This is a genomic window from Streptomyces ficellus, from assembly GCF_009739905.1.
In the GTDB taxonomy this organism is placed as follows: Bacteria; Actinomycetota; Actinomycetes; order Streptomycetales; family Streptomycetaceae; genus Streptomyces; species Streptomyces ficellus_A.
Genome location: NZ_CP034279.1, coordinates 4,923,320 through 4,942,682, shown reverse-complemented (window position 1 = coordinate 4,942,682; position 19,363 = coordinate 4,923,320). Strand labels below are relative to the sequence as shown.

Annotated in this window: 12 protein-coding genes; all 12 read right to left on the bottom strand. The window is 72.4% G+C overall.

Annotation, left to right across the window (positions count from 1 at the left end):
* Positions 1 to 67: 67 nt before the first annotated feature.
* Entirely contained in the window at positions 68 to 1,351 is a 1,284-nt protein-coding gene (locus EIZ62_RS22070) for a nucleotide sugar dehydrogenase (protein WP_156694423.1), read from the bottom strand.
* Positions 1,348 to 2,976 (bottom strand): glycosyltransferase family 2 protein, encoded by a 1,629-nt coding sequence (locus EIZ62_RS22065; RefSeq protein WP_156694422.1) that lies wholly within the window; start codon positions 2,974 to 2,976, stop codon positions 1,348 to 1,350. Before EIZ62_RS22065 ends, EIZ62_RS22070 begins: the two co-directional genes overlap by 4 nt.
* Positions 2,973 to 3,986, bottom strand: coding sequence for a Gfo/Idh/MocA family protein (locus tag EIZ62_RS22060; RefSeq protein ID WP_156694421.1), 1,014 nt, complete (start codon positions 3,984 to 3,986; stop codon positions 2,973 to 2,975). The genes EIZ62_RS22065 and EIZ62_RS22060 overlap by 4 nt, the downstream gene beginning before the upstream one ends.
* Positions 3,983 to 5,104, bottom strand: coding sequence for a DegT/DnrJ/EryC1/StrS family aminotransferase (locus EIZ62_RS22055; RefSeq protein ID WP_156694420.1), 1,122 nt, complete (start codon positions 5,102 to 5,104; stop codon positions 3,983 to 3,985). The genes EIZ62_RS22060 and EIZ62_RS22055 overlap by 4 nt, the downstream gene beginning before the upstream one ends.
* Before the next feature lie 404 nt (positions 5,105 to 5,508).
* Positions 5,509 to 9,582 carry an Rne/Rng family ribonuclease gene (locus EIZ62_RS22050; protein WP_156694419.1) on the bottom strand — a complete coding sequence of 1,358 codons (4,074 nt, stop codon included), beginning with the start codon at positions 9,580 to 9,582 and terminating at the stop codon, positions 5,509 to 5,511.
* A 183-nt stretch (positions 9,583 to 9,765) separates the two neighbouring features.
* Complete coding sequence (locus EIZ62_RS22045) at positions 9,766 to 10,548, bottom strand: TIGR03936 family radical SAM-associated protein (RefSeq protein WP_156694418.1); 783 nt, start codon at positions 10,546 to 10,548, stop codon at positions 9,766 to 9,768.
* Positions 10,549 to 10,672: 124 nt separating this feature from the next.
* Positions 10,673 to 11,635, bottom strand: coding sequence for a hypothetical protein (locus EIZ62_RS22040; RefSeq protein WP_156694417.1), 963 nt, complete (start codon positions 11,633 to 11,635; stop codon positions 10,673 to 10,675).
* 71 nt (positions 11,636 to 11,706) lie between these two features.
* Complete coding sequence (locus tag EIZ62_RS22035; protein WP_156694416.1) at positions 11,707 to 13,629, bottom strand: TIGR03960 family B12-binding radical SAM protein; 1,923 nt, start codon at positions 13,627 to 13,629, stop codon at positions 11,707 to 11,709.
* A gap of 59 nt (positions 13,630 to 13,688) precedes the next feature.
* The gene (locus tag EIZ62_RS22030) at positions 13,689 to 15,224 is read right to left on the bottom strand and encodes a CYTH and CHAD domain-containing protein (protein ID WP_156696542.1); all 1,536 of its coding nucleotides are present in this window, start codon (positions 15,222 to 15,224) and stop codon (positions 13,689 to 13,691) included.
* Positions 15,225 to 15,279: 55 nt separating this feature from the next.
* Positions 15,280 to 16,479, bottom strand: coding sequence for a rod shape-determining protein RodA (gene rodA, locus EIZ62_RS22025; RefSeq protein ID WP_156694415.1), 1,200 nt, complete (start codon positions 16,477 to 16,479; stop codon positions 15,280 to 15,282).
* Between the two features lie 6 nt (positions 16,480 to 16,485).
* Positions 16,486 to 18,678 (bottom strand): penicillin-binding protein 2, encoded by a 2,193-nt coding sequence (mrdA, locus tag EIZ62_RS22020; protein WP_156694414.1) that lies wholly within the window; start codon positions 18,676 to 18,678, stop codon positions 16,486 to 16,488.
* Positions 18,679 to 18,697: 19 nt separating this feature from the next.
* Complete coding sequence (mreD, locus tag EIZ62_RS22015) at positions 18,698 to 19,363, bottom strand: rod shape-determining protein MreD (protein WP_156694413.1); 666 nt, start codon at positions 19,361 to 19,363, stop codon at positions 18,698 to 18,700.

Here is a 19,363-nt window from a genome sequence, read left to right as displayed (position 1 = left end):
CGCCCCGCGGGATGTGCGGGGCAGGGCCACGGTCGGGTCGTACGGTCGTGCGGTGGTACGGGGAGTCTCAGCCGCCGATGACGACGCGGCGGACACCCTCCCAGCGGGCCGGGTCGGTGGTGCGGCGACCGTCGACCAGGACGGTGACGTCCGGCAGGTCGGAGGCGGCCAGCTCCTTGTACTCGGCGTGGTCGGCCTGGAGGACCGCGGCGGTGACCTTCTCGCCCTGGTGGGGGGTGAGGCCGTGCGCGGCGAGCTCCTCGGCGGTGTACATCGGGTCGGAGACGTACGGGACGGCGCCACGGGCCTTGAGGGCCTCGACGGTGCCGAAGACGCCGGAGAACGCGGTCTCCTTGACGCCACCGCGGTAGGCGGCGCCCAGCACGAGCACGTTCACGTCCTTGAGGTCGCCGTAGGCGGCGGCCAGCAGGTCGACGGCGTACTCGGGCATCGCGGCGTTGGCCTCGCGGGCCGAGCGCACGACGGTCGCCTCCGGGTCGTTCCACAGGTACATCCGCGGGTAGATCGGGATGCAGTGGCCGCCGACGGCGATGCCGGGCTGGTGGATGTGGCTGTAGGGCTGGGAGTTGCAGGCCTCGATGACCTTGAGGACGTCGATGTTCTGCTGGTCGGCGAACCGGGCGAACTGGTTGGCCAGGCCGATGTTGACGTCGCGGTAGGTGGTCTCGGCGAGCTTGGCGAGCTCGGAGGCCTCGGCGGTGCCCAGGTCCCACACGCCGTTGGCGCGGGGCAGGTCGTCGCGCTCGTCGAAGTCGAGGACCTGCTCGTAGAACTCGACGCCGTGCTTCGCCGACGCCTCGTCGATGCCGCCGACGAGCTTGGGGTAGCGGCGCAGGTCGGCGAAGACGCGGCCGGTGAGGACCCGCTCCGGGGAGAACACCAGGTGGAAGTCGGTGCCGGCGGTGAGGCCGGAGCCCTCCTCCAGCATCGGCGCCCAGCGGGTGCGGGTGGTGCCGACGGGGAGGGTGGTCTCGTAGGAGACGAGGGTGCCCGGCTTGAGGCCCTTGGCGATGGCCTTGGTGGCGGCGTCCATCCAGCCGAAGTCGGGGGTGCCCTCGGCGTCCACGAACAGCGGGACGACGACCACGACGGCCTCGGACTGCGCGACGGCGGCCGCGGTGTCGGTGGTCGCGGACAGCAGACCGGCGTCGACGGTCTGCTTCAGCAGCCGGTCGAGGTCGTGCTCGCCGGGGAAGGGCTCGGTGCCGGCGTTGACCAGCTCGACGACCTTCTCGTTGACGTCGGCGCCGATGACCTTGTGGCCCTTGGCGGCGAACTGCACGGCGAGCGGCAGGCCGATCTTGCCGAGCGCGACTACACAGATATTCATCGGGTCAGTTTCCTCTTCACACGGGACATCAGTTGACGCAGTCGCCTGCCCGCGCCGAGCGCGGGCTCCCAGAGCGGGGCCGTGGTGATCACCAGCCGGCCCTTGGGGTTGGCGTTGGCGGAGATCCGGTACGGGATCCTCTCCCGCCAGCGCCGGGCCAGGGGCAGCGGCCGGCCGCGGACCGGCACGGGTACCTCGTAGACCGAGCCTGCCACCTCGGCGTACACGCGCACACCGAGCTTGGCGCTCTTCGGTGGGACCGGGATGCGCGCGGTGAGCAGGGTGCCCTCGCCGTCCTCGGTCGGTTCGCGGGTGAACTCCCCCACCGAGGCGGGGAGTTCGTGGCCCACGGGGAGCCTTCGGGCGCCGGGCTTGTCGGCGCTCTTGGGCATGGCCTTGGTGGCGAGCCTCACCACGGCGGAGCCGGTGTCGCCGGTCAGCCCGAGGCGGACCGTCAGCGACACGGCCATGTCGTCGCCGTTCTGGTCCCACTCGGCGGACACGAGCGCCGTGCCCTCGGCCAGCCGTGCCGGGACGGCCTCGCCGATCACCTCGTACGCCCGGTCGGGCAGCCCGGCGGACGGGTCGCGGAAGCCGGGGTACCGGACGAACGCCCGCCCGTCCTCCAGCAGCAGCGGCGGCGAGCCGTGCTCGGCCTCGTCCTCGATGGCCCGTACGAGGGCGTCGACGGAACCCCGCTGGGCGAGGCAGATCCGCAGCCGCCGCTTGACGTCCATCGCGTCGCGCAGCTCGTCGGTGAAGTACGCGTCGGCCAGCTGCGCGATGCCCGCGCACACCTCGGTCCGCGTCACCGCGTCCAGCGCCGGGAAGTCGTCCTGGACGAGCTTGGCGAGTTCCCAGGTGAAGTGGCGCTTGAGGACCGCGTCACGCCGCGGGCCGGCCTCGATCAGCGAGGCCGCGAAGTGCATGATCCGCTCGGTGCAGCGCAGCCGGGACAGGTGGTTCGCCCGGTAGGTGATGTTGCTGGCGTCACCGCGCTTGACGGCGTAGTAGTACGTGTAGTCCGCGAGGACCGAGATCTTCGCGGCCCGTACGCACGCCTCCAGGGTGAACGGCTGGTCGGAGCCGACCGGCAGGTCCTCGGGGAAGCGCAGCTTGTGCTTCTCCACCAGCTCGCGGCGGAAGAGCTTGGTGTTGGCCAGCGTGAACGGCAGCGCCGACTCGTACAGCGAGACGTCCGGGTCGCTCTTCTTGTAGAGCGCCTGATGGACGTAACGGCCGTTGGTGCCCACCATCTTGCCGACGACGACGTCGGAGCCGTGCTCGTCGGCACAGGCCACCATGCGCTCCAGGGCTTGGCTGCCCAGGTAGTCGTCGGAGCCGATGAAGTAGACGTAACGACCGGTGGCCAGCTCCAGGGCCCGGTTGCTGGGCGCGGCCGGGCCGCCGGAGTTGGCCTGATGGATCACCTTGACTGTGTCCGGGTACTTCTCCGCGAAGCGGTCCAGTTCCCGGCCACTGTCGTCGGTCGAGCCGTCGTCGACGGCCACGACCTCGAGCCGGTCCAGCCCGATGCTCTGCCCCACCAGCGAGTTCAGGCACTCGGTGAGGTACGGCATCGTGTTGTACACGGCTACCACGACGGTGACATCGGGTGTGGTCAACTGGCCACGTCCTCCGGGGTGAGCCGCACGGTGACACCGCGGTCGGCGGAGTCGATGACGGCCGCGGCCACCTCCACCGTACGCAGACCCTGGCGCAGCGTGCAGATGTCGTCGCCCTTGCCGAGGACCGCGTCCCGGAACAGCTCGTGCTCGACGAGGAGCGGCTCGCGCTTCGGGATGGCGTAGCGGATCATGTCGCCCTCGGAGACGCCGCGGAAGGCGCGCAGGGCCTCCCACTCGGTGGCGACGGCGGCGTTGGAGTAGAACGTGAGGTCGGCGGTGAGGGTGTCGGCGATGAAGCAGCCCTTCTCGCCGGTGACCGACGTGAAGCGTTCCTTCAGCGGGCTCAGCCAGTTGACGAGGTGGTTGACCATCGTGCCGTCGGAGAGCTGGCCGACGGCGGAGACCATGTCCTCGTGCGGGCGGCCCGACTTGGACACCGTGTGCGCGGCGATCGACGTGTACTGCTGGCCGGTGACCCAGCCGGTCAGGTCGATGTCGTGGGTGGCGAGGTCCTTGACCACGCCGACGTCCGCGATGCGGTGCGGGAAGGGGCCCTGGCGGCGGGTGACGACCTGGTAGACGTCGCCCAGCTCACCGGCCTCCAGGCGGGAGCGGAGGCTGCGCAGCGCCGGGTTGCAGCGCTCGATGTGGCCCACGCCGGCCACCAGGCTCCGCGACTCGAACGCCTCGACCAGGCGGCGGGCGCCCTCGACGGTGTCGGCGACCGGCTTCTCGATCAGCGCGTGGACACCGGCGTCGGCCAGCTTGAGGCCGACTTCCTCGTGCAGCGCGGTCGGGCAGGCGACGACGGCGTAGTCGATGCCGAGCGCGATCAGTTCCTCGACGGTGGCGAGGACGGGTGCGCCCTGGGCCCAGCCGTTCTTGTCGCCCATCGGGTCGACGACGCCGACGAGCGTCACGCCGTCCAGCCCGGCCAGTACGCGGGCGTGGTGGCGTCCCATCGAGCCGAGGCCGATCAGCCCGGCCCGCAGTCCAGCAGCAGTCACAGGTTCTCTCCCAGCGCGTTCACGGCGGTGACGATGCGCTCAAGGTCGTTCTGGGTCAGCGAGGGGTGGACGGGCAGCGAGACGACCTCGGCGGCGGCCTTCTCCGTCTCGGGCAGGTCCCAGGTGCGGCCGGCCTTCTGGTCCGGCTCCCAGTACGGCTTCAGGCGGTGGATCGGGGTCGGGTAGTAGACGGCGTTGCCGATGCCCGCCTCGGTGAGCTTCGCCATCGCGGCGTCGCGGTCACCGCCCTGAACCCGGATCGTGTACTGGTGGTAGATGTGGCGCGCGCCCTCGGCGACGACCGGGGTCACGATGCCCGGCGCGGTGATGTGCTCGGTGAGGTACGCGGCGTTCGCGATGCGCGTCTCGGTCCAGCCGTGCAGCTTGGAGAGCTGGACGCGGCCGACGGCGGCGGCGACGTCGGTCATGCGCATGTTGGCGCCGACGATCTCGTTGGCGTACCGCTGCTCCATGCCCTGGTTGCGCAGCAGGCGCAGGGTGCGGGCGGTCTCGGCGTCGGCCGTGGAGATCATGCCGCCCTCGAGGCTGTGCATGTTCTTCGTCGGGTAGAAGCTGAACGTGCCGCCGGAGCCGAACGCGCCGACCGGGGTGCCGTTCAGGGCCGCGGCGTGCGCCTGGCAGGCGTCCTCGACGACCGCGAGCTTGTGCTTCTCCGCGATGGCCATGATCTTGTCCATGGCGGCCGGGTTGCCGTAGATGTGGACCGGCATGATCGCGGCGGTGCGCGGGGTGATCGCGGCCTCGACCGCGGCCGGGTCGATGTTGAAGCTGTCGGCCTCGATGTCGACGAAGACGACGTCGGCGCCGACGAGGCGGACCGCGTTCGCCGACGCGGCGAACGAGAAGGACGGGACGATCACCTCGTCACCCGGGCCGATGTCCAGCGCCATCAGAAGGAGGTGCAGCGCCGACGTACCGGAGTTGACGGCGACGCAGTGGCGCCCGTCGACCAGCTCCGAGAATCCCTCCTCGAAGGCGGCCACTTCCGGGCCCTGTACGACGCGGCCGGTGCGCAGTACGCGCACGGCGGCCTCGATCTCTTCTTCACCGATGACCGGGCGGGCAGCGGGGATGGGCTGCTCGTTGATGCTCGGCATGGACGTCCTCCTTGAACACCGCAAGAGCTCTTTGTGGCAGAGGTCTGAAGGGTGCCCGCGGACGCTCACAAGGCCGCGCTTACCCCTCCGGCGCGATGCCGACGCCCTACCGAGGAATGCTGGGACCGGTCTGTCCCGGAACCGGGTCGGTCACCGGCCTTAGTCTTCGGGCGGGGCCCGCCGACGGCGGCGACCGGCGTCACATTATCAGGAATTTCCTAGGCAATTTCGGGGCCGTTAACCGCTGGAGGCATCGATTCCGAAACAAAGTCCCGGGCCCGCCCCAGAGTAATCCGGGGCGGAACGCGGGACGTTCGACGATGCTCACCGACTGTTCGCCGGCCGGCCCGCCCCCGTTCGCCGGGTTCACCGTGACAGCGGTCACGGCGAACCCGGCGGGCGGGCTACTGCTCGGCCGTGACGGTCTCCTTCGACGCCGACTTGGCGGTCTTCGCCGTTTTCGCCGTCTTTGCCGCCGTCTTGGTGGCCGTCTTCTTGGCGGTCGTCTTCTTCGCCGCGGTCGTCTTCTTGGCGGCCGTCTTCTTGGTGGCCGCCTTCTTCGCCGTGGCCTTCTTGGCCGTCTTGCGCGCCGCGGTCTTCTTGGCCGGTGCCTCGGTGGCCTCGGCCTCGGTCCCGGCCGCCTCGGCGTCCGGTGCCGGTGCGGGCTCCTCCGCCTGCGTGCCGCTGCTCACCACGATGACCGCGGCTTCCGCGGCGCCCGCGGGGGAAGCGGCCGGCGCGGTGACCTTGCGGACCACCCGGCGGCGCGCCCGCGGCGGGGCGGCCACGGGGGCCTCCTCGGCGGCCGGCTGCGGCTCCGGCTGCTGCTCCTGCACGGGCGCCTCGGCCGGTACGGGCTCGGCCTGGACCGGCTCCGGCTGGGCCGGGGCGGTCGCGGGCGCGGGCTCCTCCTCGGCGGCCACCGGCTTCGGCGGGCCGGCCGGGGAGGTCGCCTTGCGGGTGGCGCGGCGACGGGTGCGGCCCTTCGGGGCCTCGGTGACCTCGGCCGCCTCAGGAGCGGTGGCCGTCTCGGCGGTGGCCGCCTCGGGAGCGGTGGCCGTGGCGAGCGCCGGGAGGGCCTCCACCTCGATGGCCTCGGGCGCCACTTCGGCGACGCCCGGCCGCTGCTCGGGCTCGGCGGCCGCCCTGGGCGCACCGGCCGGGGCCGACGCCTTGCGGGACGCCCGGCGGCGCGAACGGCCACGGCCCGCGGCCGCCTCGGCCTCGGCGACGCTGGAGTACAGCTCCTCGTCCGGACGGAACTCCTCCTCGACCGCCACCGGCGGAGCGACCTCCGCCGCGAGCTCGGCCTCGGTCTCGGTCTCCGTCTCGGTAACTGCCGTCTCGGTGCCGGCCGTCTCCAGCTCGGCCTCGGCGGCGCGCGCCCTCTTCTTGGCACGCTTGCCGCCGTTGCCACCGCCGCCGGCGGAGGCCGGCTGCTCCATGTGCACGATGACGCCACGGCCGTTGCAGTGGACGCAGGTCTCGGAGAAGGACTCCAGCAGGCCCTGGCCCACCCGCTTGCGGGTCATCTGCACCAGGCCCAGCGAGGTGACCTCGGCGACCTGGTGCTTCGTACGGTCCCGGCCCAGGCACTCCAGCAGGCGCCGCAGCACCAGGTCCCGGTTGGACTCCAGCACCATGTCGATGAAGTCGATGACGACGATGCCACCGAGGTCGCGCAGCCGCAGCTGGCGCACGATCTCCTCGGCCGCCTCCAGGTTGTTCCTGGTGACGGTCTCCTCCAGGTTGCCGCCCTGGCCGGTGAACTTGCCGGTGTTGACGTCGACGACGATCATCGCCTCGGTCTTGTCGATCACCAGCGAACCGCCCGACGGCAGCCAGACCTTGCGGTCCAGCGCCTTCATCAGCTGCTCGTCGATCCGGTACGTCGCGAAGACGTCGGTCTCCGAGGTCCAGCGCTGGAGGCGGTCCGCCAGGTCGGGCGCGACGTGCGACACGTACCCGTGGATGGTCTTCCACGCCTCGTCGCCGCTGACGATCACCTTCGAGAAGTCCTCGTTGAAGATGTCGCGGACGACCCGGACGGTCATGTCGGGCTCACCGTAGAGGAGGGTCGGGGCGTTGCCGCTCTTCGCCTTCTTCTGGATGTCCTCCCACTGCGCCTGGAGCCGCTCGACGTCACGGCGCAGCTCGTCCTCGCTCGCGCCCTCGGCGGCGGTGCGCACGATGACGCCCGCGTCCTCGGGGACGATCTTCTTGAGGATGGTCTTCAGCCGGGCGCGCTCGGTGTCGGGCAGCTTGCGGCTGATGCCGGTCATCGAGCCCTCGGGCACGTAGACCAGGTAGCGGCCGGGCAGCGAGACCTGGCTGGTGAGGCGGGCGCCCTTGTGGCCGATCGGGTCCTTCGTCACCTGGACGAGGACGGACTGGCCGGACTTGAGCGCGGTCTCGATGCGGCGCGGCCCGTTGGCCATGCCGAGCGCCTCGAAGTTGACCTCACCGGCGTACAGGACGGCGTTGCGGCCCTTGCCGATGTCGACGAAGGCGGCCTCCATGGACGGCAGCACGTTCTGGACCTTGCCCAGGTAGACGTTGCCGACGTAGCTGGTGGCCTGCTCCTTGTTGACGTAGTGCTCGACGAGCACGTTGTCCTCGAGGACGCCGATCTGGGTGCGCTCGCCGCTCTGGCGGACGACCATCACGCGCTCGACGGCCTCGCGGCGCGCCAGGAACTCCGCCTCGGTGATGATCGGCACCCGGCGGCGGCCCTGCTCGCGGCCCTCGCGGCGGCGCTGCTTCTTCGCCTCCAGGCGGGTCGAGCCCTTGATGGACTGCACCTCGTCGGACGGCTCGGCCTTCTCGCGGGCGGGACGCGGCTCGCGGACCTTGACGACCGTACGGACGCCGTCCTCCTCGCCCGCGCTCTCGCCCTCGGCGCCCGAGTCACCGCTGCGGCGGCGCCGGCGACGGCGACGGCGCGAGCTGCTGGTGCCGGCCGCGGACGGGGTGCCGCCCTCGTGCTCGTCGGCCTCGTCCTGGTCCTCGTCCGCCTCGTCCCCGTCGGCCTCCTCCTCGGCGCGGGCGGCCTCCTCGGCCTCCTCCGCCTCGGTGGCGTCACCACGGCGACGGCGGCGGCCGCCCCGGCGGCGACGGCGCGAGGGGCGGTCACCGAACTCGTCGGTCTCCTCGCCCTCGCCGGCCTCCGCCTCGGCGTCCGCGTCGGTCTCGGCCTCCGCCTCCGGCTCGGGAGCGGCCGCGGGGGCGGTACGGGTCGGCTCGGCCTCGGCGGCCGGCTCGGCCGGCTCGCCACGGCGACGGCGGCGGCGACGGCCACCCGTCTCGGGCTGCTCGGCGGCGGCCTCGGCGGGTGCGGGGGCGGCGGGGGTCTCGGTGACCTCCGGGGCCTCCTCCGTCCCGGCGGCCTCGGCGGCGGCCGCGGCGGCGGCGGTCTCCGGGGTCTGGAACATCGGCTCGGTGAAGACCGGGGCCTGGAAGACCGGCACGGCCGGGCGCGCGGCCCGGCGGCCGCGGGACTGCTCGGGCTTCTTCGCCGGCTCGGCGGTGAACTGCGGGGCGGCGGCCCGGCGGCGCGTACGGCCGCGGGTGGCGGCCTCCTCGGCGGCGGCGACCTCGGCGCCCGCCTCGTCGGAGGAGATCTGCGCGACGGTGGCGGCCGGCAGGCTCTCGCCGCCTTCGGCGGTGTCCGTCTCGTCCTCCGCCGGGGCCTGCGCCTGCGGGGCGCCGGCCGGGGCGGTGGCCTTGCGGGTGGCGCGGCGGCGGGTGCGGCGCGGCGCGGCCTCGGCATCCTCGGTGGCCGGGGCGTCGGCAGCCGGGGCGGCGACGACCGGGGCCTGGGCGGCCTGCGGCTCCTCGGCGGCCTGCGGGGCGGCCGCCGGAGCGGTGGCCTTACGGGTGGCACGGCGACGCGCCGGGGCGGCGGGCGCCTCCGGCTGGGCCTCCGGTGCGGACGCCTCGGGAGCCTCGGCGGCCTGCGGGGCACCGGCCGGGGCGGTCGCCTTGCGGGTGGCACGGCGGCGGGCCGGGGCGGCGGGCGCCTCCGCCTCGGGCTGAGCCTCCGCGGCCTCCATGGGCTGCGGGGCGGTCGCAGGGGCGGTCGCCTTGCGGGTGGCACGGCGGCGGGCCGGGGCGGCGGGCGCCTCCGCCTCGGGCTGAGCCTCCGGCGCGGAAGCCGCAGGAGCCTCCGCGGTCTCGGCGGCCTGCGGGGCGCCCGCCGGGGCGGTCGCCTTGCGGGTGGCGCGGCGACGCGGGCGGGCCGGAGCGGGCTCGGCCGCCTCGTTCGGCGCCTCGGCGAGGGAGGCCACGTCGGCCACCTCGGCGGCGGGCGTCTCGACGACGACCTCGCCGGCGGGCGTGTCCCCGGCGCCCGCCGTGACCGGCGGTCCCGCGGGACGCGACGCGGCCCGGCGACGGCGGCGCGGAGGCAGCGTGTCGCTGGGCGAGCTGTTCTCTTCGTTGTGGTTACCGGCGGTGCCGGTTTCGTTCGGCTCGAGCATGCGGGCGGTTCTCCCGTCACGCTCCCGGGCGCCGCGTCTGGCGCGGCGCCGCACGGGAGCTGTTATGTCTGGCTCGCCGGTTCCGTACGCGGTGTGCGGACGGCCTGGCGAAAGTCTCCTGTGGGTGTACGCGGCCCGACCCAGGTGGCTCCCGAGTGCCAGGGCCGCGATGCGACGACCGCCCTACGCGGAACCTGCACCTGTCGGCTCCGGGGCGGCGGCGGGTCCGGCGGCCTTGGGTGGGGCGGCCAGGACTGCCTCGCGGTCGGGCGCGAGCGGGTCGGTCACCGTGCCGGACTCCTCGTCGAAGAGCCCCTGCGCCAGCCTGGTCACCGCTGCGGGGACCGGCGGCGCCAGGTCGGCCACAGCTCGGAGACCGGACAGGACGTCGTCGGGTCGTACGGCAGGTGTCACGTGCCGAACAACCAGCCGCAGTATCGCACAAGGGCCCTGTCCGGGCCTATCAGACGGCGCAGGTGCGGCTTCCAGGTCCGCCACGGCCGCCCGTGCGTCGAAGGTGCGCATGCCGTTCTTGGTCTTGCGCTGCACCTCGACGGCGTCCGCGGCGAGGAAGGCGGCGACGGCGCGTTCGGCGTCCTCGGCCGCCACCTGCTCCAGGCGCAGTTCCCAGACGGAGGCGGTGAGCCGGTCGGCGAGCCCCGGCGTGCGGGCCTCGACGGCGTCGGTGATGTCGAGCCCGGCCGGCAGGGACTCGTCGAGCAGCGCGCGGAGCTTCTCCGGGTCGCGCGGCGCGGTGAGCGCGATCTCCAGGTACTCGGCCTCGGAGCCCGTGCCGGTGGGTGCGGCATTGGCGTACGAGACCTTGGGGTGCGGTGTGAAGCCGGCCGAGTACGCCATGGGCACCTCGGCGCGGCGCAGCGCGCGCTCGAAGGCACGCTGGAAGTCGCGGTGGCTGGTGAACCGGAGGCGGCCGCGCTTGGTGTAGCGCAGGCGGATGCGCTGCACTGCCGGTGCGGGCGGCGGGCCTTCGGGCTGTCGCTTGCCCAGTGGTTCTTCTCCTCGGTGCGGGGCGGGCGCGGTGGCGCTCCGCCCACGAAAATTCGGGCGGCTCCCGGGGGTCCCGCCCGGCTCACCCCCGCTGTCGCGGGGAGATCTCTGGTGCGGGCGCCACGCCGGGCGCAGTCGTTGTACTACCCAGACTACGCGCCGGTGCTCCGGTGGGTTCCCCAGGCCGCCCCGGCGGGGGTCCGCCGGCCAGCGCCCGCCACGCGTCGAGGCGGGCCCGCCGCAGCGTGACGCGGGCGGCGGCGAGCGCCGCGCGGGCCGGGCGCCACAGGTGGTCGCGCAGGGCGTGTCCAGCCGGTACGCACACGTTCCGCCAGGTCCACGCCACGGGCCGGCCCAGCAGGTGCCGGCCGAGCCACTTCAGGGCGCGCCCCAGGGCCCGTGACACGTACCCGGCGGCCCGCCACGCCATGACGGCGGCGTCCCGGATCTCCCGGCCCACCGGGGTGAGCACCCAGCGGTACAGCCACCGGGCGGGCGGGGCGACCACCCACCGGAACAGCCAGGCCAGCGGGACGACGATCCCGTACCGCACGACCGGCACGACGACGTAGGTCCACAGCGCCACCCACGGCCACACCAGCAGCGCCTTCGCCAGCCACACCACACCGTGCCCGGCCGGGGTGAGCACCCAGCGGTACAGCCACCGCGCCGGTGCGGCGACCAGGGTCGCGCCCAGCCAGGCCAGCGCGTGCCCCAGCGGCGTCAGGATCCACCGGTACAGCCACCCGGCGGGCCTCACCAGCCCGTACACCACCAGCGCCCCCGCCAGCCACGCCAGCGCCCGCCCGAGCGGGGCGAGGACCTGGGCGTAGAGCCACACCAGCGGGGTGATCAGCAGGGCGTACAGCACCCGGCCGAGGGGGCGCAGCACCACCCGGTCGAGTGCCCGCCCGCACGCGGTGAGGGCGTCCCAGACGAGGCGTACGGGCAGGACGACGAGCAGCGCCACGATCCGTACCGGCATCCTGACGGCCGCCGTCAGGCACCCCTCGGGCCGGCGCGCGTCCATTTCCTGGCGGTCCATGCCCGGCAGGACGCGAACGGCCCGGTCAGGGGTTTCTCCCCCGGCCGGGCCGTTGCGCGGACGTTACACGGCTACTTGACGACCGTCAGCGGCAGCAGCTTCTTGCCGGTGGGGCCGACCTGGATCTCGGTCTGCATGGCGGGGCAGACGCCGCAGTCGAAGCACGGGGTCCAGCGGCAGTCCTCGACCTCGGTCTCGTCGAGCGCGTCCTGCCAGTCCTCCCACAGCCAGTCCTTGTCGAGACCGGAGTCCAGGTGGTCCCAGGGCAGGACCTCCTCGTAGGTGCGCTCGCGGGTGGTGTACCAGTCGACGTCGACGCCGAACTCGGGCAGCGTCTTGTCGGCGCACGCCATCCAGCGGTCGTAGGAGAAGTGCTCGCGCCAGCCGTCGAAGCGGCCGCCGTCCTCGTAGACGGCGCGGATGACGGCGCCGATGCGGCGGTCGCCGCGCGAGAGCAGGCCCTCGACGATGCCGGGCTTGCCGTCGTGGTAGCGGAAGCCGATGGAGCGGCCGTACTTCTTGTCGCCGCGGATCTTGTCGCGCAGCTTCTCCAGGCGGGCGTCGGTCTCCTCGGCGCTCAGCTGCGGGGCCCACTGGAAGGGGGTGTGCGGCTTGGGGACGAACCCGCCGATGGAGACCGTGCAGCGGATGTCGTTCTGGCCGGAGACCTTGCGGCCCTCGGCGATCACGTTCATCGCCATGTCGGCGATCTGGAGGACGTCCTCGTCGGTCTCGGTGGGCAGGCCGCACATGAAGTACAGCTTCACCTGGCGCCAGCCGTTGCCGTACGCGGTGGAGACCGTGCGGATCAGGTCCTCCTCCGAGACCATCTTGTTGATGACCTTGCGCATGCGCTCGGAGCCGCCCTCGGGGGCGAAGGTGAGGCCGGAGCGGCGGCCGTTCCTGGTGAGTTCGTTGGCGAGGTCGACGTTGAACGCGTCCACCCGGGTCGACGGGAGGGACAGGCCGATCTTGTCCTCCTCGTACCGGTCGGCGAGGCCCTTGGCCACGTCGCCGATCTCGGAGTGGTCGGCGGAGGACAGCGACAGCAGGCCGACCTCCTCGAAGCCGGTCGCCTTGAGACCCTTGTCGACCATCTCGCCGATGCCGGTGATGCTTCGCTCCCGCACGGGGCGCGTGATCATGCCGGCCTGGCAGAAACGGCAGCCGCGGGTGCAGCCGCGGAAGATCTCGACGGACATCCGCTCGTGGACGGTCTCGGCGAGCGGGACGAGCGGCTGCTTGGGGTAGGGCCACTCGTCGAGGTCCATGACGGTGTGCTTGGACACGCGCCACGGGACGCCCGACTTGTTCGGCACGACGCGGCCGATGCGGCCGTCGGGCAGGTACTCGACGTCGTAGAACGCCGGGATGTAGACCGAGCCGGTCTTCGCGAGGCGGAAGAGGACCTCCTCGCGGCCGCCGGGGCGGCCCTCCGCCTTCCAGGCGCGGATGATCTCGGTCATGTCGAGCACGGCCTGCTCGCCGTCACCGATGATCGCGGCGTCGATGAAGTCGGCGATCGGCTCGGGGTTGAAGGCCGCGTGGCCGCCGGCGAGCACGATCGGGTCGTCGAGGGTGCGGTCCTTGGACTCCAGCGGGATGCCCGCGAGGTCCAGCGCCGTGAGCATGTTGGTGTAGCCCAGCTCGGTGGAGAAGCTCAGGCCGAAGACGTCGAACGACTTCACGGGCCGGTGGCTGTCCACGGTGAACTGCGGCACCCGGTGCTCGCGCATCAGCGCCTCGAGGTCCGGCCACACGCTGTACGTACGCTCGGCCAGCACGCCCTCGCGCTCGTTCAGCACCTCGTAGAGGATCATGACGCCCTGGTTGGGCAGGCCCACCTCGTAGGCGTCCGGGTACATGAGCGCCCAGCGCACGTCGCACTCGTCCCAGGGTTTGACGGTGGAGTTCAGCTCACCGCCGACGTACTGAATGGGCTTCTGCACGTGCGGGAGCAGAGCTTCGAGCTGGGGGAAGACCGACTCGGACATCAGAGACCTTCATGAGCGGGCAGGGGGCGACTCTCAAGCGTACCCCGGCCCGCGGAAGGTCAGAGCCGCCGCGGTTTCCCGGCGTCCACGTCCGCCCACACCTCCGGCAGCCGCCGCTCGGACTCCGCGGCCCGCGCCTCCTCCCGGCCGTACAGCAGGCCCCACGTGAACGCCGTCTCGCCCGACAGGTGGGCCTGGACGGCGAGGTCGCGGAGCGTCCGGCGGGCGACCACGCTGTCCTGATGCTCCCCGAGGACCTTCTGCACGGCCTTGACCCGCTTGCCGAACCGTTTCGCGGGCTTGCCGAGCGCGGGTGCGGCGGCCTCCGCCCCGTACCGGGCGCGCTTGGCGGCCTTGCGGGCCTCGTGCAGGGCGACGTCCCGGTCCGGCCCCGGCGTGAGGGCGAGCGCACGGTCGACGCGGGCGGCGAGCCGGTCGTGGTCCTTCCGCAGCGCCTTGCGCAGGACGGGCCCGGCGTCCTTGCGGGCGGCGGGGCGCAGCGGCGGGTCGGCGAGCAGGGCGGCGAGGGAGTCCAGGAGGGCGGCGTACCGGTCGCTGTCGAGGACGGCGAGGGTGCGCCCGCGCGATCCGGCCCGTCCGGCGCCGTCCCAGGCGCGCAGGCGGCCCCGGACGGGTCCGAGGAGGAGGGTGACGGGCAGGGCGTCGACGCCGGCGGTGAGGCGTGCGGCGAGGACTTCCTGGTCGCGGTCGACGCCCAGCTCCCCGGCCAGCCATTTCAGTTCGGCGGCGACGGGGTCGGTGGCGGACCGGTCCAGGACGGAGCGGTAGGTGCGGAAGGCGCTGCGCAGGCGGCGGGTGGCGACGCGCATCTTGTGGACGGAGTCGGGCAGGTCGCGGCGTACGGCGGCGTCGTAGGTGACCAGGTTGTCGGCGTGTTCGCGCAGGTGGGCGAGGATGCGGCCGCCGGCGGTGCCGTCCTCGTCCGGGGGCGGGGCGGGCAGGCGGCCGGTGTCGGTGAGCGCCTTGTGGAGTTTGGAGGCGGTGCCGGCGGACTTCAGTCCCTTCTTGCGCAGCCGCTTGTCCAGGGCGTCGAGGAGGGCGGGGTCGCCGTCGTCGGCGAGTTCCACCTCGATCTCGGTCCACTCGGTGGCGGTGCCCTCCTGGTGGCCCTTGCGGCCGCTCTTCCGGCCGCCGGGCGCGAGGAGCTCGGCGCGCACGGTGTCGGTGGCCGCCTCGGCGAGCAGGGCTCCGTCGTGGCCGACGAGGTGGCGGACGTCCCGGCGGGAGCGGAGCCGTACGAGGGGGACGAGCGCGGCGCCGCGGGTCCTGGCCCGCACCAGTGCGGCGAGGGCGTCGGGCACGTCGTCCTCCAGCGGGGCGCGCAGTTCGTCCCGTACGCCGGGGGCGACCGGCAGCTTCAGGTGCCAGCCGGAGTCGTTCCCGCCGGTGCGGCGGCGCAGCGTGATGGACGCGGCGGCGAGCCGGAGGTCGTCGGTGTCGTAGTAGACGGCGTCCAGCTCGGCGACGCCCCGGTCCACGACGTCCGAGACGCCGCCCACGCCGGTGAGGTCCGGGAGCCGCGTGCCGGGGTTCGCTTCGTACTTCCGCTCGATCTCGCGTTTCGTGTCCGCCACCATGCCCCTGCAAGTGCCCCGGAAGGGGCCGGTCCATGCGGGCGGTGACGTGGTCCTATGCGGCCAGGGGCCGCTGGACCCTGATCGACTGGAGCAGTCCGATGGCCACCCACACGGCGAACATCGACGATCCTCCGTAGGAGACGAACGGCAGCGGCAGGCCCGCGACGGGCATGATGCCGAGGGTCATGCCGATGTTCTCGAAGGACTGGAACGCGAACCAGGCGATGATCCCGGCGGCGACGATCGTGCCGTACAGCTCGGTCGTCCCCCGGGCGATCCGGCAGGCGCGCCACAGCACGATGCCGAGGAGGGCGATGATCGTGGCGCCGCCGACGAAGCCGAGTTCCTCGCCGGCGACGGTGAAGATGAAGTCGGTCTGCTGTTCGGGGACGAACTGGCCGGTGGTCTGGTGGCCGTTGAACAGTCCCGCTCCGTAGAGCCCGCCGGAGCCGATGGCGATGCGTGCCTGGTTGGTGTTGTAGCCGGCGCCGGCCGGGTCGAGTTCGGGGTTGGCGAAGGCGGCGAACCGGTTGATCTGGTACTGGTCGAGCACGCCGAGCGCGGCGACGGCGACCGCGCCGATGACCCCGGCGCCGATGAGTCCGAAGATCCAGCGGTTGGACGCGCCGGAGGCCAGCAGCACGCCGAGGACGATGACGACCATGACCATCACGGAGCCGAGGTCGGGCATCAGCATGACGATGGCCATGGGCAGGACGGCGAGTCCGAGGGACTTGGCGACCGTGCGGTGGTCGGGGTGGAGCTGGTCGCCCGCGTCGACCTTGGCGGCCAGCAGCATCGCCATGCCCAGGATGATCGTGATCTTGACGAACTCGGAGGGCTGGAGGGAGAACCCGCCGCCGATCACGATCCAGGCGTGGGCGCCGTTGATGGTGGCGCCGAGCGGGGTGAGGACGAGCAGCACCAGGACGACGGAGATGCCGTACAGCACCGGTACGGCGCCGCGCAGGGTGCGGTGGCCGAGCCAGATCGTCCCGACCATCAGGGCGAATCCGATACCGGTGTTGAGGACGTGGCGGAAGAGGAAGGCGTACGGGTCGCCCTGGGTGAGTTCGGTGCGGTTGCGGGTGGCGGACCACACCAGGAGCGAGCCGATGAAGGACAGCGCGACCGCGGAGAACAGCAGCGGCCAGTCGAGCCTGCGGACCATGGAGTCGCGGGCGGTGAGCCTGCCCCAGGCGCCGCGGTCGGGCGCGTAGCGGGAGACGGAGAAGTTGTTGGTTCCGGTCATCGCGGGTCAGTCCCTCCAGACCGGGGGCGGGCCGGCGGGCGGGGGCTCCTCCCCCTGTGCCTGCTCGGCCGGGTCGACCAGCTGTGACTTGGGGTCGTACGGCTTGATCGGCGGCGCCTCGATGGTGCCGTCCTGCTGGATCCTGGGCAGCGTGCTCTGCGGCTTGGGCAGCAGGGCGCGCTTGAGGTCCTGCTTGCCGGAGTCGTCGAGGCCGTAGAGGGCGTCGTAGATGTTGCGTACGGCGGGGCCGGAGGCGCCGGAGCCGGTACCACCCTGGGAGATGGTCATCACGATGGTGAAGTCGTCGGTGTAGGTCGCGAACCAGGAAGTGGTCTGCTTGCCGTACACCTGCGCGGTACCGGTCTTGGCCCGCATGGGGATCTTGTCCTGCGGCCAGCCGCCGAACCGCCAGGCCGCGGTGCCGCCCGGCTCGACGACGGAGCGCAGCCCCTTGTCGAGGTCGCTGACGGTCTGGGCGTCGACTGGGAGCCTGCCGTGCGGCTTGGGCTTGATCTCCTCGATGCTCTTGCCGTCGGGGCTGATCACGGCCTTGCCAATGGTGGGGTTGTAGAGGGTGCCGCCGTTGCTGATGGCCGCGTAGGCGGTGGCCATCTGGATGGGGGTGACGAGGACGTCGCCCTGGCCGATCGCGTAGTTGATGCTGTCGAAGGCCTTCAGCTGGTTGCCCTCGAGGCAGCTCTCGTAGGCGATCTGCTCGACGTAGCTGCCGCCCTTCTTGCCCTGCTTGCACCAGGAGTCCTTGTTGGCCTCCCAGAACGACTGCTTCCAGTGGCGGTCCGGGATGCGGCCCTTGACCTCGTTGGGCAGGTCGATGCCGGTCTCGGAGCCGAGGCCGAAGTCGTGCGCGGTCCGGTAGAACCAGTCGTTGGCGTTCTTCTTCGCCTTGAGGCCGCCGTCGCGCTGCCACTCCTTGTGGCCGAGGGCGTAGAAGACGGTGTTGCAGGAGAACTTGAGGGCCTCGCCGAGGGAGATCGGTCCGTGGCCCTTGGACTCGAAGTTGGCGAAGCTCCGGCCGCCGAGGCTGTAGGAGCTGGAGCAGTTGTAGCTGCCGTCGAAGGGGTAGCCGGCGCGTACGGCCGCGCTCGCGGACACCACCTTGAAGATGGAGCCGGCCGGGGCCTGGCCCTGGATGGCCCGGTTGAGCAGCGGGTAGTTGGAGTTCTTGCCGGTGAGCCTCGCGTACTCCTTGCCGGAGATGCCGCCGACCCAGGCGTTGGGGTCGTAGTCGGGCTGGGAGGCCATGGCGACGACGCGGCCGGTCTTGGACTCCATGACGACGACGGCGCCCGCGTCGGCCTTGTACGGCCGTCCGGTGATCTTGTCGGTCTCGCCCCGCACCTTCTTCATCGCCTGGTACAGCTCGTACTCGGCGACGGCCTGGACGCGGGCGTCGATGCTGGTGACGACGGTGGAGCCGGGCCTGCCGGGGTCGCTCTCGGCCTCGCCGAGGACGCGGCCCAGGTTGTCGACCTCGTAGCGGGTCACCCCGGCCTTGCCGCGCAGGGCCTTGTCGTAGGTGCGTTCCAGGCCGGAGCGGCCGACCATGTCGGAGCGGAGGAACGGCGAGTCGGTGTCCTTCGCCTTCTCCAGCTCCTCGTCGGTGACGGGCGAGAGGTAGCCGAGGACCTGCGCGGTGCGGGCGCGGCCGGGTGCGGGGTAGCGGCGCACGGCGGTCGGCTCGGCGGTGATGCCGGGGAAGTCCTCGGCGCGTTCGCGGATCTGGAGGGCCTGCTGGGTGGTGGCCTCGTCGGTGACGGGGATCGGCTGGAAGGGTGAGCCGTTCCAGCAGGGCTGGGGGGTCTTGGAGTCGCAGAGGCGGATCTTGTCCATGACGTCCTTGGGCTTCATGCCCAGGACGCCGGCCAGCCGGGTGAGGACGCCCTTGCCGTCGTCCTTCATCTTCATCAGCTCGGTGCGGGACGCGGAGACCACGAGGCGGGTCTCGTTGTCGGCGAGCGGGACGCCGCGGGCGTCGAGGATGGCGCCGCGCACGGCGGGCTGGACCACCTGCTGGACGTGGTTGTTCTTCGCCTCGTCGGTGTACTCCTTGCCCTGCCGGATCTGGAGGTACCAGAGGCGGCCGCCGAGGGTGAGGAGCAGGGAGAAGACCAGGACCTGGATGACGATGAGCCGGATCTGGACCCTGGGGGTCCGGCCCGTCTCGGGGATGTTGCTCATGACGCGGTTGCCCCCTCGGTCACAGTCGCTTGACGCCCTTGATGCGTCCGGCCCGCGCCGCCCGGTTGCGGGCGGCCTTCATGCGCAGCACGCCGCGCTGTTCGCCGATCCGCAGGCCGGTGCCGTTCGCCATGAAGCCGGAGGCGACATCACTTCCGGAGCCGGTGTTCTCGGCGAGGGGATCGTTCTCTGCGCGTCTGGCGAGCGCCATGATCAACGGCACGGTGAAGGGCGCGAGCAGCAGGTCGTAGATGACGGCGGTGACCAGCAGGGACACCAGGCCGACGTGGCGGGCGGCGGTGTCGCCGACCAGGGCTCCGACGCCGGCGTACAGCAGTGTCGAGCCGACGGCCGCGACGACCACCATGGCCATGGGGCCGGTGGCGGACCGCAGCTGGCCGTTCTCGGGCTTGGCGAGGCCCACGAGGTAGCCGATGACGCACAGGACCAGGGCGTACCGCCCGGCGGCGTGGTCGGCGGGCGGGGCGAGGTCGACGAGCAGGCCGGCGCCGAAGCCGATGAGGGCGCCGCTGACGTGCCCGTACACCAGGGAGAGGCCGACGACGACGAGCAGGAGGAGGTCGGGGACGGCGCCGGGGAGCTGGAGGCGGGCCAGGATCGACACCTGGAGGACCAGGGCGACGACGACGAGGGTCGTGGAGAGCAGGATCCGGTTGAAACGCAT

Bases quoted from the DNA above. Each gene is read 5' to 3' on its own strand.
- EIZ62_RS22070 (WP_156694423.1), bottom strand. From the start codon at position 1,351: ATGAATATCTGTGTAGTCGCGCTCGGCAAGATCGGCCTGCCGCTCGCC.
- EIZ62_RS22055 (WP_156694420.1), bottom strand. From the start codon at position 5,104: ATGCCGAGCATCAACGAGCAGCCCATCCCCGCTGCCCGCCCGGTCATC.
- EIZ62_RS22050 (WP_156694419.1), bottom strand. From the start codon at position 9,582: ATGCTCGAGCCGAACGAAACCGGCACCGCCGGTAACCACAACGAAGAG.
- EIZ62_RS22040 (WP_156694417.1), bottom strand. From the start codon at position 11,635: ATGGACCGCCAGGAAATGGACGCGCGCCGGCCCGAGGGGTGCCTGACG.
- EIZ62_RS22035 (WP_156694416.1), bottom strand. From the start codon at position 13,629: ATGTCCGAGTCGGTCTTCCCCCAGCTCGAAGCTCTGCTCCCGCACGTG.
- rodA (WP_156694415.1), bottom strand. From the start codon at position 16,479: ATGACCGGAACCAACAACTTCTCCGTCTCCCGCTACGCGCCCGACCGC.
- mrdA (WP_156694414.1), bottom strand. From the start codon at position 18,678: ATGAGCAACATCCCCGAGACGGGCCGGACCCCCAGGGTCCAGATCCGG.
- mreD (WP_156694413.1), bottom strand. From the start codon at position 19,363: ATGCGTTTCAACCGGATCCTGCTCTCCACGACCCTCGTCGTCGTCGCC.